Raw genomic sequence first — 24,040 nt, 5'->3', positions numbered from 1 at the left:
ATGGGTTTCCCACTCACTATGGGTGGTGTTGAGAATGTTAACTACGATCTTCAAGTCACTATTTATTTTTCTCGAGAAGAATGTCTTAGTGAGGGTGTTTCATGGTTCTAGTTAAGTGGCACGGTCATGCATGTTTCGAGTTAGTTGATAAAGAAGGCTTCACTATAGTTATCGACCCTCACGACGGAGCTAGTATAGGGCTTCCCGCACCTAGTGTTAAGGCTGACGCTATACTGATAACTCACGACCATTTTGATCATAATGCTTACCAGCTAGTTAAGAAGGGAAGCGAGACTAAAGTCTTTAGCATGCGCAGAGGGGAGTTTAAGGTAGGTAAGCATAACGTAGTTGGCATTGAGACATACCACGACAAGTTTAAGGGGAGGAGGAGGGGTAGGAACGTCCTCTACTTAATAGAAGTAGATGGTGTCAAGTTCCTTCATACAGGCGACTTAGGAGACCTTCCAGACCCGCAAGACATCAATTTAATTAAAGAACCGCACGTGGCGTTCGTCCCAGTAGGAGGAACATTCACTCTAGAACCTGAGGAAGTTTTAGAATTGATTAAAAGTATTAGACCTAAAGTTGTAGTGCCCATGCATTACTGGCTTGAAGGCACGACACTACCTCTCAAACCTCTTGACTACTTCCTTAAACTCTCTCCTTACGAGACTTTGAGAGTAGGTAGAGAATACGACTTCATGTTAAGGGAGTTAGAAGAGCGAATAGAAACGAAGATTATAGTCTTTTCGTTGAAATAAGAATACATAACACAGTACTTTTCTTTAAGTCAGAACAACGTGCCTTATCTTAACTCCCTGTTTTTTAGGACTTATGTTTTCTTTCGACATGTAGCTAAGGAGTGCTAGCCTTATTATTTCGGACCTAGAAATACCTAACTTAGAAGCTAACTCATCAAGCTTCCTCAACGTTATCTCATCTAATTTGAAAGTCACTATTCTCATCATGCCACCATTAAATGATTACTCTTAGGAAGTATTCAATACACAGTAGATAATCACCATATAGATTCTTCTTTAAAACAGAAGACATGAAGTAGGATAACTTTATATACTCCTCTTACAATATTACTCTTGAGGATGAAGACTATTCCAACAGTGCATCTGTCACTCCCGGATAAGCTCTATGAAGAGTTGCGGCAGCTAGCTAATAGTATGGGCATTCAAGTAACAGACTTAATCAAGATATTCATTAAGCAGGGACTCTATGGAAACATACAAGTCGAGAACCCAACTCTCCAGAAACTAAATGATTATGACGGTGAACTCACGTACGTTAAGGGCAAGATCTACATGATTGAAAAACTTATGAACGACTTAATAGATAAGTTAGACACTTTAGAGAGAAGGTTAGAAGAGCTGGAGTCACCGAATCTTCTGGCCAGAACTAGAAGACCGGTTCTCAAGAATCAACAGGTTAAAGCTTAATAACTTCATACCATATTATTTTACTGGCCCCGCTGAAGTTCCCCGAGTCTCGGGGTATTATGATGCGGGGAGGGCCACCCCCGGCCCTTCTCACTAACTACCTAGAGATAGACTGCGTTATCACTTCAATCATTTCTTTATATTCTCTACTACTCAGTAGCTTGTCACGTATAGGTCTTATAAAGTTGATTAAGTAATCAGCTACAGCGTTTTTGAGATCAAGTGGGTGAATCATTCCGCTCGTGTACAGCTTAATTAGCTCTTCTTGCGACCACACGTCTATAGAGCCTCCGAACTTCTGTGGCCTGTCTATCGTCAACCTCTTTTCCTCACCTCTAAATATTATGTGTTTAGCTATCTCTATCACGGGATTGCCTTCAATGACCTTGGGCGGGCAGTAAGCTTTAAGTATTTTATCTCTTATGAGACTGTCTGAATCTGTCACGAAAATAGCTGATTCCGGCTTCGACTTACTCATCTTATGTTCTGTTATGAGTTCCTCAAGAGCCTCCTCAGTAAGGCCTGTTAGGTCCATTCTACCAAGTCCCTGAAGCGACGGTATTAAGTGGGTATGAACAGCTACAACTTTACGCTTCTTCAGCTTCTCGGCAACATCTCTCTGAAGCATGTGTGCTTTCCTCTGGTCAGTTCCTCCCAACGCTATATCAACTCCTAACTCAAAAATGTCTGTCACCTGCATGAGCGGGTATATCAGCTTAGAAAAGTCTGACTCTCCCTCATCAGCTCTCCTACCTAGTATCGTCAGAGCTCTTTTCACTCTAGCTAAGCTAGTTGATTTAGCTACTTTAAGTAAAGTAGCCCAGTAATCTGGGTTGCTGACTAAGTCCTCAGCATAAACAAGCCTATACCTCCCTTCGATACCTAACGAGTCAATCACCGTAACCACGTGCTTAGCAGCCGTCTTGATTAAAGACATATCACCACCTAATTTGTCGTTGACCCACGCATGCCAAGTAGCAGCAAGGAGATTCATCTTAACTCCCGCATCAATCAAGTCCTTAAATTTGAGAGCCCACACAAACCAACCCACGTGAAAGATACCGCTAGGCTCAAACCCCAAGTACCCGGACCCACCACCCGTCTCAAGAAGACTTCTCAGTTCTTCTACAGTAACTACCTCAGCCACGTCTCTAGTTACTAACCTAATCTTTGATTCAATATCCACTCAGACCACCTAACTAAAACGCTGAACAATAAAAATAAGTTAGAGTATTGAGTGGTTTCCCGTATCCGTTAGCTAAGTTTTCTGGTTGTTTTAGTTGTTTTGGTTTTTCTGGGTACGGGTTCATCCCACCTGTTTATCTTTTTTCTCCCTGCCTACGGTTCCAGGGGTGTCGTAGGGGTCTCCAGAGCCATCGGTGAAGAGCGGTTCACAGAGCCTCGTCCCTCGCCAACGGCTCATCAGCTCATCGGCTCCCAGCTATTAAAACACGTGGATGCTTATATACCTTTACGTCAGCTCCCGAAACCCACATAAATAACCCAAATAACCAGAAAAACCAAAACTAAACAACATACAAACAGTCTTGGGTAAGATAGTTTGCAGAGTGACTATTGTTTCATTAGCTCTTAATCTTTGATAAAAACTTTTCTTTTTCTACCACAACTCTCTCGTGAAATCCGTAACCTATTAATGCTCCTGAGCACCAAGCCTCAACCCAAAACATAAGTTTCCTGCCATCAGATTGTAGTAGAGTTGAGTGTATCTCTACCTCACTACCTATTGGTGCTGGACGTACGTGATATACGTCTACGTGAACCCCTACAGTAGTCTGGCCTTCGGGTAGGTGTTCATCAGCAAAGATGCGGCAAGTCTCCTCCATGAAGAGGATCATAGAAGGAGTGGAAAGAACCTCTACATTCCCTGAACCCACATGCTTTGCAGAATGCTGCTGTGTTGTGACGTATTTCCTCACGTGCTTCATACCTGGTGTAAGACTCATTACTACTCACTAACTAAATATCATGTTAGGTATTTTATAAGCAACATGTGTGTGGCCTCGTTACTCAACCCAGCAACAACACGAGACTCAAAGCAATTAAGACTACTATAGTGGCGAGCGTGTGTTTAACACTATACTTGTAGGAAGGCTTATATTCGGGCTTGCTAAACAACCCCTCCTCATATAGAGATACATACTCTTCAGTCGTTAAAACAGCGATAGCTAGACTCTTCCAAGCTTCTACTCTCTTCATCTCGCCTACAAGCAATGCCGTCTCCACATCTCTCATTATATGTGGTACTACCCTCCAAGTAAGGGCTGGATATAAAGACAGGTTCTCTAGACGAAGCAACCTCAGTATGAACGAAACCTCTACAGGATTTAAGAAGTAAAAGAAACAAAGAAAAGATAGACTCACAGTAAATACCCTCAAAGCTATTAAAGCTGATATCGAAAAACTCATCGTGAAAGGTAGCGAAACAACGAAATACCACATAGTAGGTATTAAAGCTAAAACACACGAATAAATAATTACTTTGCTAGACCCTCGAACTACATATAAGAACAGGATGGATGCAAGCACAAATAATAAGCGCTCACTACCACCCCTAGCTACTAAAATTTGAGTAACTAGTAGTGCGAGATTAATAATGAGAGGAACATGCCTCCCCTCAATATCCCCGTAAATGAAGATAGATCTAAACAGTAGCGAGGTAAACAGTCTTAAAAGTTCAGTGATTCTCCTAAGAACGCTCAACACATACCACCTTATTAGCTATCATCTCTACGAAGGGGTCATGAGAAGCTATCACAAAGCCTATACCCATTTCGGCAGCCTTAATAATCGCTTCAATAACATTTAACTTATTCAGCGGGTCTAGACCTGCTGTAGGTTCGTCCATAAAGACATACTCGTAACCTCTTGAAAGAGCTGAAGCTATAGCTAATCTCCTCCTCTCACCGCTACTGAGCTTCATAATAGGAGTTCTAGCCTTACCGCCGATACCTAAATACTCAAGATACTTCAAGCCGTCTACACCGACCTCTTCCTCAGGAGTAGGTGAACTCAAATAAAGTAAGGGATTATCAGGAACTAAAACAGCCTTACAGCGACTCCCCTCAGAACTGACTACCCCGTTATTTTTTAGACACCCACTCGCTATCAACTTAAGTAATGTAGTCTTCCCAGACCCGGAAGAACCCTTAACAACTACTACTTCCCCCTTACAGACTTCAAAACGTATGTTAGTTAGTAGAGGCTCTCTCGAGTCAGGAAACTTGAAGCTCTCAACACGTATCTTCAGACACCCATCATTTCCCGAGTTCGGAGGTCTTAGCGTGTGAGTCATGTAATCAATGACTTCCTTAAAAGGATTTTCCGACGTCTCAGTGAGTCTCCCCTCACTAAGGTACAAGACCTTACTCACGTAATCACTCCAAAGTGTCAAGTCATGATCTACTATAACGAACGTTTTGCCGTAATCTCTACTAATCTTACTGACAAACCTCACTAAGTTCTCGGAATTGTATTTATCTAGGTAAGAAGTAGGCTCATCTAACAGGATTACTTCCTTCCCGGAATTTACAGCCATCACGAAAGCAAGTCTCTGAATCTCGCCAGCACTTAATGTATATGTAGTCCTGTTGACGTGTCGGTCAAGTCCGAACTCTTCGAGAACTCTTTGGAGGTCGTTTAGAGACTTTATCGAGGTGTAGCCCGCGATCTCTGACCAAACATAAGGAGTTGAAATAAAAAACCAAGGCTCTTGATGCACATACATGGTCTTCTTCTTAAGCACTTCTAGAGGCGGACTAGAAAAACCCTTAACAAAACCCTTAATGACTGATGGTATCACTCCACTCAATGTTTTCAGCAACGTTGATTTCCCAGAACCTGAAGGTCCTATCAACAAAACTATGCAGTCCTCACCAACACTAAAGGAAACGTCCTTCAGTATGTGGTGCTCGTTTATCCATACGTTGAAATCCTTAAATTCCATCAAATTAAGCACTACCCTCTAGCTCTATTGACAAACGTTATAACAGGTGACGAGAGTGCTAGACCTACCAAAGCCTGACCCAAGTTAACAGGAACTTCAACGAAAGCTTCTTCAGGAGGTATTCCTTGGAGGGGGTTAGAAACGAAGTACTCGTAGAGGAAGTATCCCGTAACCATTATTAGCCCACTAATTAAGACTGGAATTACGAAACTCAGGCTTTCACCCCTAACTCTGATCACGAAATAAATTACTAAAGCAGTGACAGCCAGGCCGACTAAGACCCAGAACCAAGTAGCTAGCGAGAACTTAGTAGAAAGCACTATAACTTCAAAGCCCATAACACTGAGCGGTACAGAGTATACTTCAACTTCCCCAGTGAAAAGAACTATCCCTAACCCAGCTATCAGAACTCCTAAAAGCACTCCCATAATTAATGACGCTACTCGCGCCCTAGAAGGGGATAATCTCTTCCTAAAAGAGGAAATTAGTGACGACGCTATGAAGCCCTCAACAAACTTAATCACTAATGTGCCGGGCGCAAAAATCCCGTAGCCAGTCACTAAGTCTGCTAAAGCTGAACCCACGCCCCCCGCAACACCTGCTATGAGCGGCGAGGTTAGTGCAGCAACAGTATATATAGCTACCTCACCAAGGTTGAAATAACCTCGGGTAGCGGGCGTGTATACTTGGAGTACTATAGTAGCTATTAAGACTAGCGCAGTATAGAGAGAGACTCTAACCACACTCACTGACCACACCTCACGTAGGATAATGTGAGAATGCTTTTAGGCTACTAATACACTATTAGGTTCACTATAAACTCTTAATATTACATAAGATGCTTCAAGCCCGATTCTGTTATAGAGACTATCTTCCTAGTTCTCCCCTCAACCTTCTCATAACCAACTACTCTCAGTAGGCCTAAGTTGATGAGTTCCTCTACATGTTTATAGATGCTTCTCCTGCTTAGATCGAGTCCGTGCTTCTGCTTGAGCTCTTTCCACAGCATGTATGGGTGAGTTGGATTACTGTAAGCAAGAATCTCTAAGATCTTCACCTTAGTAAAGCCTAGAGTTACTACGTGCTCTTCAGGCTTCACAGTCTTCTCAAGAAGAGCCTTGATAACGTATGGGTCTTGCAGCGGATCGCCTGACATCAAAGCCACCGTAATGAAGTCTTTCATCTCTTCAGAAAGTACTTTCTTAAGTGCGGCTATACATGATGCTCCCACAGGACCTATTAAGAAGCCTTCCTTCTTAACTATGAATTCACTGGCTTCAAGCGCCTCATCATCACATACGCTGACAACCTCTATGAAGCCCAGGTCTTCAAGTCTTTTAAGATATTCCTGGAGCATTGGTTTAGCAACGTAAATATCTCTCAGTAGTGGAGATTCTTTACATGCTCTGACTCCTAAGATTTTGTGCGGGACTCGCAGATCTTCGAGAACATAATGAATACTTATAGCTAGAACGCCATCTCCTATCGGCACTACAATTACTAGAGGTCTTTTCTTACCTAGCGAGTGGACTACTTCGATAGCTACCGTTCTGTACCCGTCAATCAAGAAAGGGTTAGTAGGCAGTACTACCGCGCCGTAAAACTGCGCACTCTTTAAGGCTTTAAGCAATGCCTCCTCATAGCTCTCAACAAATCTAACCTTATCACTCACTAAGAGAGTTTTGTATGCTTTGCTTAAAGTGACACTAGACGGTATGTATGCTCTGCTAGATATCCCGGCGCGCTTCAGATACGTCGACACAGATATACTTAAGTCTCCCGTTGAAGGGACTGCTACTGACCTGACCCTAAAATACTTTAAGGCAGTAGCTAGCGTAGCAGAACCCCTGTCTATGAAAGAGCCTGTAGGATTCTTAGACTCATCTTTTAAATACAGTGTTAAGCCAATACTTCTCCCAATCTTAACGGACTTTATGAGGGGGGTGTTGCCCTCACCTAAAGTAATTTTTGGCGCCATACGTGAAGTGTACAAGCTACTGCCCCAAGCCCAAACTCCTGAACTCCTGCCCCTCCTTAAAGACTCGGGAGAACGAGCAATTAAAAGACCCCCACAATTAGGGCAGTAATCAACGTACCTGACCTCACTCACCTCATAACCACACTTGACACAACAGAGCCTGACCCCCAACTCTCACAGCACCTAAGACGTAATTTAATGAAAAGATAAAACGTTAATCTGTAACTCTTTAGTAGGTATTCACGATGACTGAATGGCCTAGAGTAGCTGTCGGGGCAGTAGTACTGAGAAATAATGATGAAATCCTCCTTATTAAGAGGAAGTACCCTCCCTCACCAAACTTATGGTCGATACCTGGTGGACACATAGAGGCAGGAGAACCGGTGCTCGTAGCCTTGTTTAGGGAGTTAGAAGAAGAGACTTCACTCAAAGCTAGTAAGGCAACACTACTAGCTATAACTGAGTATATAAGACTGAAGAGAGACTACAGCGTCAAGTATCACTACGTAATACTAGATTATCTAGTCACCGACGCTGAGGGTGAGCCTATAGCAAACGAAGAGTCTCTCGGCATAGGGTTCTTCAAGTTTAGTGATGCTTTGAAGCTAGAGTTGACAGACACTACTAAGGAGTTAATACGGCTAATAATGAGTGAAGGAACAAATAAAGTGAAACATATAGTTAACGTGGTCTACGAGTAACAAACCCCAACTAAGGATAGATGCGTCCTCTCCATCTAGGGAAGGGTATCGCGTCCCTTATGTGGTCTATCCCTGAAACCCACATAACTAATCGCTCAACGCCTAATCCGAATCCTGAGTGAGGTACGCTCCCATACTTTCTTAAATCAAGATACCACTCGTAATCTTGGTAGTTGAGTCCCTCCTCTATTATCCTGTTGTATAATTTCTCATAGCTATCTTCTCTCTGCGAACCTCCTATGATCTCGCCATAACCTTCTGGAGCGAGCAAATCAAATCCTAACACTACTTCAGGCCTGCTAGGATCTTCCTTCATGTAGAAGGCTTTTATGTGTTTAGGAAAGTGAGTTACGAAGAACGGGGTTTCAAAATCTTCTGTTAAAGTCTTCTCTTCGTCAGCGCCGTAGTCATCACCCCACTTGATATTGAAGCCTTTCCTCTGAAGAATCCTGATAGCGTCGTCGTACGTTATTTTGGGGTAGGGAGTCTCAAGAGCTTTCTCAAGCTTAGAAGTATCCCTGTTGAGGAGTTTAAGCTCTTCTTTTCTCTCCTCCAGCGTCTTAGCTACTGCATAGCTAACGATGTCTTCCGCGACCTTCATCATGTCCTCCATATCATACCAGGCAGCCTCAACCTCTAAGTGCCAGTACTCGCTGAGGTGTCTTCTAGTCCTTGATTTCTCAGCTCTAAACGAGGGTGTTAGAGCCCAAACCTTATTGAGTGGGAATATCAACACCTCAAGATATAGCTGGGCTGACTGAGAAAGGTAGGCGGTCTTGTCGAAATACTTAACTTCAAATAAAGTAGCGCCACCCTCTACAGCCGACCCAGTAAGTATCGGTGGTGTAGTCTCCCACCACCCATCCTTTATCAGCCAATCTCTTAAAGCTTGAATCACCGTATGCTTAATCTTAAGTAACGCTATCATCTGCCTAGATCTAAGCCAGAGATGCCTCACATTGAGTAAGTACTCTATGTCTTCACCCCCCTTTATAGGGAAAGGAGGTGAGTAGCCGTAAACGACTAAGCTGTTAGCTACTATTTCCTTGCCACCAGGAGCTCTGGCGTCGACCCTCACAATACCCTTAACCTCAATACTAGACTCTCTAGTCAGCTTCTCTACAGAGTCCCAGTCACTAGACACGTAACTCTTATCAAAAACAACCTGGATGTAGCCTGAGTGATCCCTAACCCACGCGAAAATCTTGCCACCAACTTTAAAAATCCTATAGACCCAGCCACGAATAACTACTTCAGACCCTTCATCAAGTTTTTCAAAGACTTCAGTTATATCCGGCGTCTTAGGAAACATCCTCACTACCTACTCAAATTAGAGTTCACGAACTTAAATAACTTAGTGTCTAAATGACTTAAGGCTTTTCACTAGCCACATCTAATTGACTACTAAACTTTCTTGAGAAGACTTTATGCTGAAATTAGTTTAGCATGCTTCTCCAGGTTTTCAATACTAAGAGAATTAACAAAAATGACGAGTAGTCTTTGATATCTAGCTCGCGCTACATTGGAATCAAGCCGTGCTTCTTCGGCGGCATTCTAAACCTTACTTCACGCTTTGTAAGGAGAAACTCAAGAGCTCTCACTAGCGTAGGCCTAGTTTCTGCTGGTTCTATGACAGAATCTATGTAGCCTCTTGCTGCCGCTATATATGGGTGGAGGAATTTATTCTTGTATTCGTTAGCTAACTTATTGAGTAGTTCTTGTCTCTCTTCAGGCGTCTTAGCTTTGGAGAGCTCAGCTCTCCATATTATCTCGGCAGCTCCTTCAGCACCCATAACGGCGATCTCGGCGGTGGGCCAGGCTATCACGAAGTCTGCGCCTAAGTGTCTAGAACTCATTGCTATGTAAGCACCTCCGTAAGCTTTTCTCACTATAACGGTTAACTTAGGTACTGTCGCCTCACTGTAAGCGTAAAGCACTTTAGCACCATGTCTTATTATGCCGTTGTGTTCTTGGTATGTGCCAGGTATATATCCTGGAACATCTACGAACGTGACTATAGGTATGTTAAACGCGTCAAGTATTCTAACAAACCTAGTTATCTTGTCTGACGCGTTTATGTCGAGAGCTCCTGTCAGAACCATTGGCTGGTTAGCTACTACGCCGACTACCCACCCGTTCAGTCTTGCAAACCCTGTTATGGCGTTTCTAGCGTAATCTCTTGAGACCTCGAAGAAGGAACCCTTATCAAAGACTGCCTCAATAACCTCGTACATGTTGTAGGCTTTCAGAGGGTCTTCAGGAACGAGAGTATTTAGCCTCTCCTCTGTCCTCTCTGGAGGATCGCCCGAGAGTATTCTGGGCGGTGCTTCCATATTGTTTGATGGGAGATAACTAAGTAGTCTCTTCACTATGCTTATAGCTTCTTTATCGTCTCTGGCTATGAAGTGCGCTACACCACTCTTAGTCACGTGTATTCTGGGGCCGCCTAGCTCCTCCTCCGTGACTTCCTCTCCTATAGCTGCCTTAACTACTCTAGGGCCTGTTATGAACATGTAGGAAGTCTTATCAACCATTATCACGAAGTCCATGAGTGCTGGAGAGTATACTGCACCGCCGGCGCAGGGACCCATTATGACAGCTATCTGAGGCACCACACCTGAAGCCATGACGTTCATGTAGAATATGTCTCCATAACCCTTAAGAGAGTCTACACCTTCTTGTATTCTGGCACCGCCGGAGTCGTTAAGGAATACTACAGGCATGCCGGCAGACATGGCGTACTGCATCGCTTTAACTATCTTCGCTGCATGCATCTCGCCTAGCGACCCACCCATAAACGTGAAGTCCTGAGCTATCCCTATTACGGGCCTATTATTGACTCTACCCATCACAGTGACTACCCCATCACCGTAAGCTCTTCTCTCAGCCATGCCGAACTCCGTAGCTCTGTGAGTCACTAACATATCGAACTCTAGCATAGTACCAGGGTCAAACAGCAATTCAAGTCTTTCTCGCGCTGTTAGTTTGCCCTTAGCATGTTGTGCTTCAATAGCTTTCAAACCACCACCTAACTTAGCTTCCTCTTTAAGCTTTCTCAACTCAAGTATCTTAGCAGGTAAGGACTCCTCCACCAATTTTAAACTCCCAGATATATGTTAGGAGGCATTAAAAACAATCCATAATGACTCATTGATTATTTTTAAGGAGTATCATGTAACTATATGAATGGGCTGAGCGGAAGTGAGCAACTCAGTATATGTCGTAGAAGTTGGTGATAAGAAATACAGGGTTGAGATAAGGGAAGGCAGTAATGGCACTTACTTAGTTAAAGTTAATAACAAAGACATAATAGTTAGAGTTAGTAGCGAAGCTGAAATTATTCAAGAACCCAAAATCAGTGAGGTTGAGGCGCCGCCAGGGAGTGAGGCCACACAAGGAACCTCGTTAGTAGAAACAGGGCTAGAGCAAGTACTCGAGATAAGAGGTCCTGAAGTTCCTTCGGGAGCTACGATAATCTCTTCAGAGATCCCTGGGAGAATACTTAAAGTATTAGTCACAGAAGGCTCTAAAGTAGGCGTTGGAGATACTGTAGTCACGATAGAGTCTATGAAGATGGAGCTAGAAATAAAATCTCCGAGGAACGGGACAGTAGAGAAGATTTACGTGAGACCGGGAGACACGATAAACGTAGGCGATAAAATAGCTTTAATTAAGTAAGATTCGTGGAGAGCACGAGCTTCTTAGACCCCGTACGGCACCACGTAACCCTTATTCTCTCTCCCGCCAACAACCACGTAGTATTCGCTATCCGGCATTGATTCCTCAAGCATTCCGGAAATCTTTAATAGTCCTCCTCTATACAGGAGGTAGTTGTATTCCGCCTCGTAGCTAATCACTTCCCTAACTCTAGGCCCCTCAAGAACCCTGTCAACTCGAGTTCTTGAGGGGTAAAAAAGAGACCTACAGTCTCCACCGATAACCTCGACTACAAGGCTTACAGGCTTGAGAGGTCTTAAAACTAACTCACCATACCTGTAGTTCCTCTTCTCAACGAACGCGAAGGTTATTGGCACCCCTTTAAAACACGTGAACTTATAAGGCGGGATTATCCTGACGTACATTTCAGGCTCTATTCCCAACACTCTAGAATTTTCTAAGACCTTAGCCGCGATTTTTTCCTCAGGTAACTTACCTATCTCTAGACTTGCTTGAACAAATTCTAAAGCCTCTCTACAACCGTAAATAACTAGGTCTACGTCTGAGTGAGGGCCGTGAATCCCTGCGAGAACAGATCCTGTAACACCCATACTACCGGCACTCAATCCAGTGAGGTCGCTAATAATGTCTGACACTTCAACACTAACTAACTCAATAAGATCATCAGCACGTCTCCTTAATCTCTCTAGCTTTTCTTCCGGCTTAAGCCATTCCTTAACTTCCGAGGTCTTGACTACAGGTATAGAAACCCCTAGTGTCGGGTCATAAAACTGTGCCCCTACTTCCGAAGAAACTCGTAAAACCTCCTCAACGCTGTATTCTCTAAGAATCCTCTCATAGTAAGTACCTCCCTTACCCCACATAGTGGGTTTTTTTGAAGGGACGTACTTAAGGTAAGCAACTACTAAGCCGTTAGGGTGAGTGTTTCCGACGACTAGATATATCCTCTTATCTCGGTCAACTACTAAGTCATGGTCTAGAAAACTCCTATCCTCAGACGGTTCGCTACTAATCATCTAAATCATCCAGTCCCGCGTCATCACCAATATAAGTTTAGTATAACAAGTTATAACTCTGAGTTAAGCAATATCCTTAGGTCTAGTAAATGAAAGAACTCAGTATTACCGTAGCTGGAGGATTCTTAGGGCCCTCACTAGAGTTTGTTGAGGGTCCTCTCACGCTAGTCATTGAGAGGGACAGAATCCATAGCGTATCTCGTGGGGCTGGAGGAGCTTACGACATGCGTGGTCACGTAATCATGCCTCCTCTAGCAAACATGCACACTCACATATTAGATCACGTAAGCCCTGAGGTTGGCTGGGACCTAGATATAGACTCTGTTGTCGGAGAGCCTTATGGGCTTAAATACCTGGTACTCAGTAAAGCAGGAACCAGCTTATTGAGCTCGGTAGTGAGTGAGGCTATAGAATATACGTTGAGTTCAGGCGTAGGATACATAGCTGAGTTTCGTGAGTTGGGGGTAAAAAACCTTAAGCTAGGCAACACTAAAATCAAGACTCACTACGTTCTTAGTATGCCTTCAAGACATGAGGAAGTGAGTCGTGAGGTAGGAGAGGTAATCACGTACTCGGACGGTGTCGGAATCTCATCACCGCATTACTTCACTCTAGAAGATTTGAGATTTATTTTCAGATTAGCTAGAAGTTCAGGCAAATTAATTCACTCACATGTCTCAGAAACTAAAGACACACATGAAGAGAGAGACTTAGAGAAGCTTCTGAGTGCTGGCAGGCCTGACGCAGTAATCCACGGAGTCTGGCTAGACCCTGAAGAACTTCAGCTTCTTAAGGACTTAAGAATTACGTTAGTCTTATGTCTTAGGTCTAACTTATGGTTCATGTCTGGCTTACCTAAGTTGAAGAGTATTTATGAGTTAGGAGTAGACGTAGCTTTAGGCACAGACAACTTAGGCTGGATTAAGCCCGACTTGTGGAGGGAGGGCGAGCTACTCTTACTTCTAGCACGTAACGTAGGAGTTAATGACCCAGTCTGGGTCCTCAAAGCCCTGACCAACACTAATCCAGTGGGCGTGCAGAACTACTTGGTTGAGGGGGGTGCCGCTAACGTATTGTTTCTGAAGTATTCAGGTACCCCTCTCGAGAGAGCACATAATAAGCACCTAGCTTTAGTTAAGAGGGGAGGATATGAGTTAGTTACTGCTCTCATGCTTGGTGGTAGGTTTAAGTACGTAGGTGATGAGCTTGAGAAGACCTTACGTGAGAGTCTACGCGACTATGTCGGTTGATGGCAAGATAGCTTCGAAAACCGGTGACTCAAGACTTAGTTGTCCTTATGATAAGTTAAGACTACACTCTATGAGGTCTATAGTTGATGGTGTAATGGTTGGCGCTAACACAGTCATCAGAGATAACCCTCAACTCACTGTCAGGCTCGTTGAAGGAAGAAATCCTGTGAGAGTAGTTGTCGACGGTTCTCTGAAAATACCTCTTAACGCGAAAGTTCTTGATGTGAGTGTAGCACCGACAATCATAGTAACTTCTTCCGCAGCCGACACAGGAAAAATAGATCAGTTGAGGAGATTAGGAGTAGACATAGTGATCATAGAGAGTGAGTCAACACAAGTAGACATGAGTAAAGCGCTGAAGATACTGTACGAGAAAAACTTGAGAGACTTGCTTGTTGAGGGGGGAGGCACCCTATTATGGTCTCTGACCTCACAGAGACTCGTAGATGAGTTTAGAATAACTGTCTCTCCCTACGTTATAGGAGGAAGGAATTCAGTGTCTCTAGTTGGGGGAGAAGGCTTCGGCAACTCTAGTGAGTGGTTAAGACTAAAACTAGTTAGTCATAAGGTCTGCGAGTGTGGAGATGAAATACACTTAATATATAGAGTTGCAGACTAGTTCTCAGCCCTCTAAAACAAGAACAGAAGTCGTGTAGTGCTTAACCCGGGCGTCATATTAAAGTATTTCCTTAGTATAAAATTTATTGAGGGGTGTTTAATGAGACCTAAAGTCTTCATAACTAGAGAACTATTTGATGATGTTGTGCACAAGATCTCACAATATTATGAGGTTGAAGTTTGGGACAGGTATCAAGCTACTCCGCGTGAAGTGTTACTCAATAAGGTTAAGGAAGTTGACGCATTAGTCTCCCTACTTAGTGACCAGATAGACTGTGAGTTACTTTCCTCATCTCCTAAGTTACGGATAGTAGCTCAGTTAGCTGTAGGATTTGATAACATAGACCTAGAGTGTGCTACTAGACTCGGCATATACGTGACAAATACCCCGGGAGTTTTAACTGAAGCGACAGCAGAGTTTACTTGGGCTCTCATACTAGCCACTGCTAGGAGAGTTGTTGAAGGAGATATTTTCGTGAGATTTGGTGAATGGTGGAGACTTAAGACTGCTTGGCATCCTAAAATGCTTTTAGGTACTGAGTTACGAGGCAAGACTTTAGGCATAGTAGGCTTAGGGAGAATCGGGAAGAGAGTAGCTGAGATAGGAGTTAAGGGCTTTGGTATGAGAGTAGTGTATTACGATATAAGGAGAGACATAGAGACTGAGAGAGAGCTAGATATTGAGTATAGAGAGCTAGAGAACCTCTTCAGAGAATCTGATGTTGTTAGTGTTCATGTTCCTCTTACTTCTGAGACTAGGGGTTTGGTTAGTGAGGGTTTGTTGAAGTTGATGAAGAAGAACGCAATACTAATAAATACTTCTAGAGGAGCCGTAGTAGACACTAAAGCACTAATAAAAGCATTAAATGAAGGATGGATAGCAGGAGCAGGACTAGACGTATACGAAGAAGAACCACTACCACCAAACCACCCACTAACAGCGTTCAAGAACGTCGTCTTAGCACCACACGCGGCCAGCGCCACGTACGAAGCAAGACACGGTATGGCGGAAACAGTTGCTGAGAACCTTATCGCTTTCTACGAGAAAAGAATACCACCAAACCTAGTGAATAAAGAAGTAACTAAAGTGAGGGCTCCAGGATTTTAAACAAAGTAAAGATTTATTTTCCCGCTAGCTAATCTTAGACAACCTCACTTTGATAGATTCGGCGTGATTGTAGAGCCCCTCAGAACTAGCTATCGTGATAGCGTGAGGACCTAACTTCTTAATGCCTTCCTCATTCACTATCTGAACGTCTATTATTTTTATATAATCAAAAACGCTTAGACTACCTCGTGTAGCGGCGTTACCTCCTGTAGGTAGTGTGTGATTAGCTCCTGTTATGTAGTCACCCATTGCTACTGGAGTATTGTTACCTAAGAATATCGAGCCAGCGTTTCTCACCCTACTTAATATGTTGAGGGCTTTGCTCACGTTGTTGGTGAGTATCTCTAGGTATGATAGGCCCTCTAATCGGTATTTGGGCTAGACTAATAATAACTGAGATAGAAGACCCTAATCTAGTCATACCTACCCTAGCACTAAATCTGTTACCAGCTCCTCTCTTCGCGTTATTCACGGTAGGCTTGCTAGCACTCATAATGAGTAGTGCTGACAGCTCACTAATAATACCTCCTTCAGTAATCGTGAATAACTTAATACCTATGGTGCGCCCCAACATGAGCGAAAAAACAAAACTCCTTCTAACTAGAGTCTTAGTTCTAGTCTCAGCTTTCGTTTCGCTAGCCATTGCTTTATGGGCAGCCACAATATACTTCCTCACACAGATAGCCTGGTACTTAATACTCTTCGTTCAGGCTATACCTTTCATCTTCGGCATATACTGGAAGAAAGCCAACAGAACGGGTGCCATAGCTAGTGTAGTAACTAATGTGGTTCTCTGGATACCCTTCATATACTACTTCTACCAGCAAACTGAAGACATATGGCTGGCTATATACGCTCCAGGACCCTTCGTAATACCTATAGGAGCAGCAGTGTTTGTTATAACCTCACTACTAACACAAAAGAAAGACCCGCCGAAGCAATTGCTAGACATTGACGGCAGACCTATAGAAAAGTAAGTTAGAACACCGCGCTTTTTAAGTATTTAATTAGTTTCCCTAGGCGTAAGTCGTGTGTTTGCCTAAACGATTACTTACTGTGGCCTGACTTCTTAAGAGTACAGTATAGTATTATTTGGTGTCCTCATGAAGAATAAGTTAAGATCTCTCACTAAGAAGAAATCTTTCAAAATAATTCTGGTCTTGCTACTTATCATGACAGTTTTGTATCTCTTGCCAGTACCCCCTGTAGGGGAGCCTGTTGAATCTTTAGCTCTAGAGTACAGTAAGTTCGTGAGTGTCGAGGGGGTTAGAGTACATTACGTTGAGGTACCCGGTAAAGGTAACATGACTTTCGTTCTTCTTCACGGGTTCGGAGCAAGCGTTTTTAGCTGGAGAGATGTAATGAGTAATTTGACTAAGTATGGTAGAGTCATAGCTTTTGACAGGCCTGGATTCGGACTCACTGAGAGGGCAGACCCAGCTTCACTCAGCTTCAACCCATACTCTACTGAGGGGCAAGTAAAACTAACTTACGAGCTCCTGAAGAAACTCAACGTCAGTAGCGCAGTACTGATAGGGCACTCTGCAGGCGGGGGGCTGGCTCTCCTCATAACACTGGAACACCCAGAGATCGTTGAGGCTCTAGTGCTGGTTGCTCCAGCGTGGAGAGCAAGGCAGAAGAGCTTGCTTGAAAACATCTTTTACTCGATGCCTTTAGCTGACAAATACGGACCTCTAATAGTGAGGAGCTTTGTAGGTCAGCTAGAACAAATCCTTTATCGAGCTTGGTATAATAAGTCTATGCTAACGAAGGAAATCATAGAAGGATACAAATACCCTTTAAAAGCTAGAGACTGGGACAAAGGACTCTACTGGTTGATGAAGTATGGGGAATTTCTAGAAATAAGTAACTCATTAAAGAACTTAAAGAAACCAATCTTGGTAATACACGGAGTAAACGACGAGATAGTGCCGCTAAGCAGTAGCTTAGATCTAGTGAATCTGTTAAGTAATGAGTCAAAACACACGCTAGCAACAATAAGTGGGTGCGGCCACCTACCACACGAAGAAAAACCGGAAGAGTTTCTCAAGATAGTTGATGAATTCATTAAAGAAATTACGTAAAAGACGATAATCCTGGCAAGTCCTCAAGAAAACGCGGTAATCAATACCTTAAACGTTTATTAACTAACCAGCGAATTGGAATATTGAAGGTGTACTTAATGGACGTTAGATACGTTTTGCTTTTAACGCTAGCTATTCTAGTATTAACATCCGTTACAACGCCAGCTACTATCCCCGAAAACATTGTGGGGAAGCCCCGCATCTCTAGTCAGTCCTTAAACCTCTTGAGTTATGTGCCTCCTAACGAGACAGAATGCGACATCATAGTGCCAGATAATTACCCAAGCATAAATATGTCTGTCACGGCAGCACAGCCCGGGCAGACAATCTGCGTTAGACCAGGAACCTACACTGAAGTAAACGGAACTATCATAAACAAAAACGGCTTAAGACTCCTAGCTCTTGGGAGACCTGAAGTACCTGACGAGAGCGTGGTCATCAAGAAGAGCGGCTTCCTCTTAAGAATCCAAGCCAATGACGTTGTTGTTAAAGGATTTATCATAATTCAGGAGGGTAACTGGCACGGCATAGACGTCTACGCAGGCTCTCAGAACGTGACGATCGCTTATAACATAGTAACAACGACAAACTCCTCAATAACCGGCTACTACGGAATTAGAGTGTATAGGTCGTCAAACGTCACAGTCGCGTATAACAAGATACATGGATGGATTAACTCATACGGAATATTCATTAACGAAGCAAGCAATAACACCATAGCTAACAACACAATAGTCGATAATGGTAACGGCATTAGAATCCGCGGCACGACAAACCCGGCAAGATACAATAGAATATTCCTTAACACGATCGTCAATAACACATACGGGATATACCTCTCCATAACCTCAGGAGGGATCCTCTCTGATAACATGATATACTTGAATACTTTCAGTAATGCAAATAATTACGACATCTACGGGACTCCCGGTACTAATCGCTGGTATTCTCCCGACAAGTACGCGTTCGCGTATGAAGACAGGTACTTCACGAGTTATATGGGTAATTACTGGAGTAATTATAATGGGAGCGACTTAGATAATAATGGGATTGGTGACACCCCATACGTAATAGATTCTAATAATATTGATGAGTATCCTCTCATGAAGCCGCACCAAGAATATTTGCTAGGTGCAGAGACGCCGACACCGACAGAGACAACCACAGAAACGACTACAGAAACACCAACCGAAACAACTACAGAGACAGAAACCCCGCCCCCGCAAATAACGGTAACGGTTACCGAGACTCAGCCTATCACCATTACTACCACCATCACCACCACAATGACTCAAACAGAAACATATACGTACACGACAATCACGCCAGCACCTATTCAAACACAAACAGTTACGTTGCCACCAGAAACTGAGACTAAGACCGTTACATCTGTGCTTACGTATAAAACTACTGAAAGAGAAGCAACTACCGTGAAAGTTACAGAGACATCTCCAGTAGAGACTCTCGTAGTCGACTACACAGCTACCGCTGTAGCAGGTATAATGCTATTATTAGTTGGGTTCTTAATAGGGTTTGTTCTTAAAAGAAAATAAGTTGGATAACTTAACTACTTTTTAAGTTAAGTTTAGTCAAAGAATTGCTGGATATTATTTTATGAGTGCTACGAATATGTCATTAACGTTAGTGCCCGTGTATCCAGTATATATGGCTCTCCTCATCATCTGAAAGAACGTGTAGCTATCATTATTTAGTAAGTATTCTTCGGGGCTTAGTCCTCTCTTAGTAGCTTCCTCGAAGAGTTCTCCATCTACTACGGCGCCAGCAGCCGGGCTAACACCATCTATCCCGTCAGTCCCCACACAAGCAGCTACTACGTCACGTAATCCCCTAATAGAGGCAGTAAATGAGAGACACAATTCCTGATTTCTCCCACCAACACCGCTCCCTCTAACTGTGACTACGGTTTCCCCACCCGCCAGTATTGCGGCCGGCGTACTTACGGGTTTTGAGTAACGCTTGATATTCCTCACGATAGAACCAAGAACTTTGCCGACCTCGCGAGCTTCTCCCTCAAGCATAGACGTTAGTAGTATAGTGTTGAAGCCTCTCCTCGACAAGGTAGAACTTAAGTATTCTAAAACTAGTTGGTTACTAGCTATAATGAAATTACGAACCTTATTAAAGAGCGGGTCTCCTTCTTTTAGGGTGTCAGGTACTTCGTTAGCTAGTCCTCTCTCTATGAATATTCTCACCTTATGAGGTAAATCATCCCATAAATTCTTCTTCTTCAGTATTTGGTAAGCGTCTCTGAAGGAAGTGTTATCTGGTACTGTAGGTCCTGAAGCTATTACGTCTAGTCTATCACCTACTACGTCACTCATAATCAACGTGACGATCTTTTGAGCCTTCACATACTTGAGTAGCTTACCTCCCTTAACTCTCGAGAGCTTCTTCCTAACAGTATTGAGTTCTACTATATCAGCGCCTCTCTTCATGAGCTCCTTAGTAACTACAGAGACTTCCTCAAGAGTCAACTCATCTTCAGGAACCTCAAAGAGCGCTGAACCGCCGCCAGACACCAACACCAAGACTAAGTCGTTCTCTCCAACCTCTCTTTCTAGATAATCAAGTAGGTGAAGAGAGGACTTTAAAGTGTTGATTGTGGGGAAGGGATGATCGCCTCTCAATATCTTCACAGAACCAGCCCAACCCTCAACATCCGGCGTTATTACAACACCACCACAAATTACCTTACCGAGCAAATCCTGAAGAGCCCCCAACATCTTCATAGACGCCTTACCAAACCCGACCACGTGCACACGTTCAGGAATAGAGACCTCATACCCCCCTATAGTGAGTCTACCATCCCTTACACTAAGATTCCTCATTACCGCGTCGTAAGGGTCTGCTCTAGCTAAACCTTCCTCAACCACCTCTAATAAAATCTCGTGAAGTAGTGAAACACTCAATTCACTAATATTCCGAATAAACCCCATACTAGTCCCTAACTAAAAATTACTCTAAACCCGTAAATTAGTCATATCTCCATACAATATCTCTATCTAAAGCTTAGCAAGTTTACTAAAACGCGAAAGTACATGATGAAAGTGAGAGCATACACGTCAGTGGCGAACCCAGCGATTCTCCTATCTCGATATTGCTAACTAGCTCCTCGTCTACTAGGTGTCTCTATTAGCTTACTATTACGCACCCAAACCTGCTTACGCTTACTCTCGACTGCAGTTACCTACGAGCTCCTAAAAGCCCCCTAACGTTTTAGAGAGTTTTAAAGTTACCTCAGACATTACCTGCTACTTCGAGGATGAAGTAGCCATGCCAAACCTATTACCTGTGGACACCATCTATAGAGACTATACTATTTAATCTATGTTCCAGCACTAATACACATAAGACGATTACGAGCGGATTAGCGCTCTCAATAGTTGGTTTAGCTATAATGCTAGTCTCCGTGTTAATATATTTGTTAATTAATATATTTTCAAGATAATCATGCAAATCACTCCACGGTAACTAGGAGCTCGTCTTTACCACTATCAGGTCATCAAGACTATTTTAATGATATGTAACTGCCAAACATTTATATCAGGTTTTGTTTATGACTCATGAACTAAGACAGTTCATGTAGTAGAGAGGTTAAGATTTAAGAGCATTAACAAGCGCTTCTGAGATCTCGCCAGTCTTGACTAAAGATTTCAGACCTACCTCCCTAGCTAGCAACACTGACTGGAGAGGTGTGAAACCCTGAGTTTTTAGCCACTCGGCATCACTTAAGACTTCTCTCATAGCGCCGATGCGCTTTATAGTGCCGTTCTCTAACACAACCACTTTATCAGCTACTTCACTGATTAACTGGAGGTCGTGCGCTACTAAGACTACAGTACCTCCATCCTCAACAAATCTTCTTAAAGCTAGTAAGAGCTGGAGACTCCTCTTGTAGTCAAGTCCTGAGAACGGCTCATCTAAGACTAGTACTTGAGGCTTTAAAACAAGCACTGAAGCTATAGCTAACCTATGTTTCTCGCCAAAACTGAGGAGGTGAGGTGATATGTCTAATGGTTTAACTAAATCAACTATTTCAAAAGCCTCTCTAATTCTGCTTTCTATCTCCTCCTTCTTTAAACCAATCCTCTTAAGAGAGAAGCTCATTTCCTCATATATAGTGCTCGCGAAGAACTGAGCTTCCGGGTTCTGCATTACCATACCAACAACTCTTGCTAGCATGGATGTGGGCACCCTCCTAGTATCTCGTCCTGCTACAATCACATTACCTCTCACAGGCTTTAACAAGCCATTAAAGTGTTTTACTAGAGTTGTTTTTCCTGCACCACTATGCCCTATGATAGCTACGAACTCCCTCCTACATATGTCTAAGTTAATGTTCTTAAGAACCCACGGCGAATCTTTCCTGTACCTGAACCAGAGATCCTTAACACTAATTAAAACGTCCTCACACGGCTTTTCAGACCCGCCCTCCACAGGAACCAGATGAAATAATGTGTTCGTGTTAAGCCCTGCCTCACTTATGAGGTTGAGAGCCTCACTCATCGTCACAGGTATCCCACTCTTAATTAATTGAGGTCTGCGTTCAGCTACCTTGTAAAAGATTTCAGAGACTTGAGGTGGTCTCACACCAGTCTTTTGAATTAACTCCTTATCATTGAATATCTCTTTGGGTGTTCCCTCTCTCACGAACTCGCCGTCCTTCATTACGATAACTCTGTCAGCGTGTTCTGCTATCCACTCAATCCTATGCTCAACAACCAGTAGAGAAAGATTCGTTTCTCTCTTTAGCTTCTCAACCAAACCTAATATCTTAGAGGTACCTACGTGATCTAACATAGAAGTAGGTTCGTCTAAAACGAGGATTTTAGGTCTTAAAGCAAGTACTGACGCGATAGCTAGCACCTGCTTCTCCCCGGAACTCAAGGCGTGCGGGTCCTCAAACTCTCTTCCTCTAAATCCAATAAAATCTAGGACTTCAGTCACTCGTCTTTCAATTTCTTCTCTGTTTAAGTTTAAATTCTCTAACCCGAATACTAACTCCTCAAGAATAGTAGGCATTATGACCTGGAGTTCAGGGTTCTGGAAAACAAAGCCTATGTGCCTACTAAGTATTTCAGGCCTCACCTCCTCAACGTTCATTCCTAGAACGTTCACCTTACCTCTTAATTCCCCCCTTATCACGTGCGGTATCATCCCGACTAGAACATACAGTAATGTCGACTTACCACAGCCTGAAGGACCCATGATGACTACCGTCTCACCCTCTTTCATTTTAAAGTTGATGTTCTTTAGAACCCACTCGCTACTAGCTAAATATTTAAACCATAAGTCCTCAATACTGATTACCGTAGACACTTCACACACCCCTCAAGAAGTAGTAAGTAGAAAAGCCTGTTAGCTTGAGGAATATTATCGATAAATACATTGCTGTTAGCAATGACAATGCTATCGTATCTTTCTTACCCCACTTAAGAGAGAAGTAGTATGATCTCTTGGGGTGTGCTCCAAACCCTCTAACACTTAAAACTATGCTTAAGTCCCACACGTAACTCATCATCCTTATTACTAGAGGGACGAAAATCGGCACTACGTAGACTATTTTCTTAATAGGGTTTCTTGAGTCTACTTCTAGCCCCCTAGCTTTCTGAACATCAATTATGTTTTTTATCTCAGTAAACGTGTAGGGTAGTAAACCTAAGGCTAGAGTAAACATAAAACCTGCTTTATACGGTAACCCGGCTTTAGTGATTATGTAGTGCAAATCGTACATCCTGGTGGTGGTCATGAGTAGCAAAAAAGCTGTGATGGGGTTTACTATGAGGAAGAATTTTCCAGTCCCTACTAAGAGTCCTGCGTCAGTCAACCTAATATTGATTAGAGGGAAAGTAGTGATGTAGTTGCCCACATCCTGGTACATAGACGCCCACACTAAAGTAGTTACTAGAAAGAACACTACACTATACACTATAGTTAGAATAGCTCTCTTCACAGATATCTTAGCAAGCGCCAACCCTACTATAAGTGATAAATACACAAATACCGAAACAGAACCATCCCACTGACTAGCTATTGAGGCTGCAAAAGCTAAAATAAACCAAGCTAATTTAACACGAGCATCTAGCTTATGGATCACAGAATCTCTAGGCAGATAAAGTCCCGAAAGAGACACTGCAACCACCTGCTGACATCTTATAATCCTAGTAGAAATTA

At 43.1% G+C, this 24,040-nt stretch carries 24 protein-coding genes; 10 read left to right on the top strand and 14 right to left on the bottom strand.

The features are described from left to right. Positions 1 to 101: 101 nt before the first annotated feature. Positions 102 to 761 (top strand): MBL fold metallo-hydrolase, encoded by a 660-nt coding sequence (locus tag QXL29_03575; GenBank protein ID MEM2283674.1) that lies wholly within the window; start codon positions 102 to 104, stop codon positions 759 to 761. Positions 762 to 785: 24 nt separating this feature from the next. Here QXL29_03575 and QXL29_03570 read toward each other — a convergent pair whose 3' ends face one another. Continuing rightward, positions 786 to 965, bottom strand: coding sequence for a CopG family transcriptional regulator (locus QXL29_03570; protein MEM2283673.1), 180 nt, complete (start codon positions 963 to 965; stop codon positions 786 to 788). 129 nt (positions 966 to 1,094) lie between these two features. On the opposite strand from QXL29_03570, the gene QXL29_03565 reads away from it, so the two are divergent. After that, complete coding sequence (locus QXL29_03565) at positions 1,095 to 1,448, top strand: hypothetical protein (protein ID MEM2283672.1); 354 nt, start codon at positions 1,095 to 1,097, stop codon at positions 1,446 to 1,448. Positions 1,449 to 1,545: 97 nt separating this feature from the next. Here QXL29_03565 and QXL29_03560 read toward each other — a convergent pair whose 3' ends face one another. From QXL29_03560 to QXL29_03535, 6 genes are all read right to left on the bottom strand, one after another. Then, positions 1,546 to 2,634: a tyrosine--tRNA ligase gene (locus tag QXL29_03560; GenBank protein MEM2283671.1), complete on the bottom strand. Its 1,089-nt coding sequence runs from the start codon at positions 2,632 to 2,634 to the stop codon at positions 1,546 to 1,548. Between the two features lie 397 nt (positions 2,635 to 3,031). Further along, the gene (locus QXL29_03555; GenBank protein ID MEM2283670.1) at positions 3,032 to 3,412 is read right to left on the bottom strand and encodes a thioesterase family protein; all 381 of its coding nucleotides are present in this window, start codon (positions 3,410 to 3,412) and stop codon (positions 3,032 to 3,034) included. Between the two features lie 64 nt (positions 3,413 to 3,476). Next, positions 3,477 to 4,169, bottom strand: a complete 693-nt coding sequence (locus QXL29_03550) for a hypothetical protein (protein MEM2283669.1) — start codon at positions 4,167 to 4,169, stop codon at positions 3,477 to 3,479. Then, on the bottom strand, positions 4,156 to 5,424 hold the full coding sequence (locus QXL29_03545; protein ID MEM2283668.1) for an ABC transporter ATP-binding protein: 1,269 nt from the start codon (positions 5,422 to 5,424) through the stop codon (positions 4,156 to 4,158). Before QXL29_03545 ends, QXL29_03550 begins: the two co-directional genes overlap by 14 nt. Beyond that, positions 5,424 to 6,161 (bottom strand): ECF transporter S component, encoded by a 738-nt coding sequence (locus tag QXL29_03540; protein ID MEM2283667.1) that lies wholly within the window; start codon positions 6,159 to 6,161, stop codon positions 5,424 to 5,426. The genes QXL29_03545 and QXL29_03540 overlap by 1 nt, the downstream gene beginning before the upstream one ends. Positions 6,162 to 6,241: 80 nt before the next feature. Continuing rightward, positions 6,242 to 7,561 (bottom strand): pyridoxal-phosphate dependent enzyme, encoded by a 1,320-nt coding sequence (locus QXL29_03535; GenBank protein ID MEM2283666.1) that lies wholly within the window; start codon positions 7,559 to 7,561, stop codon positions 6,242 to 6,244. Between the two features lie 74 nt (positions 7,562 to 7,635). Here QXL29_03535 and QXL29_03530 point away from each other — a divergent pair, with 74 nt between their 5' ends. Beyond that, the gene (locus QXL29_03530; protein MEM2283665.1) at positions 7,636 to 8,091 is read left to right on the top strand and encodes an NUDIX hydrolase; all 456 of its coding nucleotides are present in this window, start codon (positions 7,636 to 7,638) and stop codon (positions 8,089 to 8,091) included. Positions 8,092 to 8,101: 10 nt separating this feature from the next. Here QXL29_03530 and asnS read toward each other — a convergent pair whose 3' ends face one another. Both asnS and QXL29_03520 read right to left on the bottom strand, forming a co-directional pair. Further along, on the bottom strand, positions 8,102 to 9,403 hold the full coding sequence (gene asnS, locus QXL29_03525; GenBank protein ID MEM2283664.1) for an asparagine--tRNA ligase: 1,302 nt from the start codon (positions 9,401 to 9,403) through the stop codon (positions 8,102 to 8,104). Positions 9,404 to 9,608: 205 nt separating this feature from the next. Beyond that, positions 9,609 to 11,183 (bottom strand): acyl-CoA carboxylase subunit beta, encoded by a 1,575-nt coding sequence (locus tag QXL29_03520; GenBank protein ID MEM2283663.1) that lies wholly within the window; start codon positions 11,181 to 11,183, stop codon positions 9,609 to 9,611. 109 nt (positions 11,184 to 11,292) lie between these two features. Here QXL29_03520 and QXL29_03515 point away from each other — a divergent pair, with 109 nt between their 5' ends. Beyond that, complete coding sequence (locus QXL29_03515; GenBank protein ID MEM2283662.1) at positions 11,293 to 11,769, top strand: biotin/lipoyl-containing protein; 477 nt, start codon at positions 11,293 to 11,295, stop codon at positions 11,767 to 11,769. A gap of 23 nt (positions 11,770 to 11,792) precedes the next feature. On the opposite strand, the gene QXL29_03510 is transcribed toward QXL29_03515, so the two are convergent. Then, the gene (locus QXL29_03510) at positions 11,793 to 12,785 is read right to left on the bottom strand and encodes a nucleotidyltransferase domain-containing protein (protein MEM2283661.1); all 993 of its coding nucleotides are present in this window, start codon (positions 12,783 to 12,785) and stop codon (positions 11,793 to 11,795) included. A gap of 89 nt (positions 12,786 to 12,874) precedes the next feature. Here QXL29_03510 and QXL29_03505 point away from each other — a divergent pair, with 89 nt between their 5' ends. From QXL29_03505 to gyaR, 3 genes are all read left to right on the top strand, one after another. Then, a complete protein-coding gene (locus QXL29_03505) occupies positions 12,875 to 14,035 on the top strand; it encodes an amidohydrolase family protein (GenBank protein ID MEM2283660.1) in 1,161 nt (386 codons plus the stop codon). Beyond that, positions 13,986 to 14,654, top strand: a complete 669-nt coding sequence (locus QXL29_03500) for a 2,5-diamino-6-(ribosylamino)-4(3H)-pyrimidinone 5'-phosphate reductase (protein ID MEM2283659.1) — start codon at positions 13,986 to 13,988, stop codon at positions 14,652 to 14,654. Before QXL29_03505 ends, QXL29_03500 begins: the two co-directional genes overlap by 50 nt. Before the next feature lie 99 nt (positions 14,655 to 14,753). Then, complete coding sequence (gyaR, locus tag QXL29_03495; protein ID MEM2283658.1) at positions 14,754 to 15,761, top strand: glyoxylate reductase; 1,008 nt, start codon at positions 14,754 to 14,756, stop codon at positions 15,759 to 15,761. 24 nt (positions 15,762 to 15,785) lie between these two features. Here the strand turns inward: gyaR and QXL29_03490 are convergent, their stop codons facing one another. Then, complete coding sequence (locus QXL29_03490; protein MEM2283657.1) at positions 15,786 to 16,088, bottom strand: histidinol dehydrogenase; 303 nt, start codon at positions 16,086 to 16,088, stop codon at positions 15,786 to 15,788. A gap of 23 nt (positions 16,089 to 16,111) precedes the next feature. Between QXL29_03490 and QXL29_03485 the strand changes: the two genes are divergently transcribed. From QXL29_03485 to QXL29_03475, 3 genes are all read left to right on the top strand, one after another. Continuing rightward, on the top strand, positions 16,112 to 16,738 hold the full coding sequence (locus QXL29_03485) for a hypothetical protein (protein ID MEM2283656.1): 627 nt from the start codon (positions 16,112 to 16,114) through the stop codon (positions 16,736 to 16,738). Positions 16,739 to 16,864: 126 nt separating this feature from the next. Beyond that, entirely contained in the window at positions 16,865 to 17,845 is a 981-nt protein-coding gene (locus QXL29_03480) for an alpha/beta hydrolase (protein ID MEM2283655.1), read from the top strand. 98 nt (positions 17,846 to 17,943) lie between these two features. Further along, entirely contained in the window at positions 17,944 to 19,398 is a 1,455-nt protein-coding gene (locus tag QXL29_03475; protein ID MEM2283654.1) for a NosD domain-containing protein, read from the top strand. 54 nt (positions 19,399 to 19,452) lie between these two features. On the opposite strand, the gene QXL29_03470 is transcribed toward QXL29_03475, so the two are convergent. The 3 genes from QXL29_03470 to QXL29_03460 form a co-directional block, all read right to left on the bottom strand. Then, positions 19,453 to 20,739 carry a glycerate kinase gene (locus QXL29_03470; GenBank protein MEM2283653.1) on the bottom strand — a complete coding sequence of 429 codons (1,287 nt, stop codon included), beginning with the start codon at positions 20,737 to 20,739 and terminating at the stop codon, positions 19,453 to 19,455. A gap of 721 nt (positions 20,740 to 21,460) precedes the next feature. Continuing rightward, positions 21,461 to 23,185 carry an energy-coupling factor transporter ATPase gene (locus QXL29_03465; GenBank protein MEM2283652.1) on the bottom strand — a complete coding sequence of 575 codons (1,725 nt, stop codon included), beginning with the start codon at positions 23,183 to 23,185 and terminating at the stop codon, positions 21,461 to 21,463. Between the two features lies 1 nt (position 23,186). Continuing rightward, complete coding sequence (locus QXL29_03460; protein MEM2283651.1) at positions 23,187 to 23,999, bottom strand: energy-coupling factor transporter transmembrane component T; 813 nt, start codon at positions 23,997 to 23,999, stop codon at positions 23,187 to 23,189. Positions 24,000 to 24,040 lie beyond the last annotated feature (41 nt).

Origin of the sequence: Zestosphaera sp. (assembly GCA_038843015.1) — an archaeon.
Taxonomy (GTDB): Archaea; Thermoproteota; Thermoprotei_A; order Sulfolobales; family NBVN01; genus Zestomicrobium.
The sequence above is the reverse complement of the archived record's forward strand: the minus strand, read 5'-3'. Positions and strand labels throughout refer to the sequence as shown.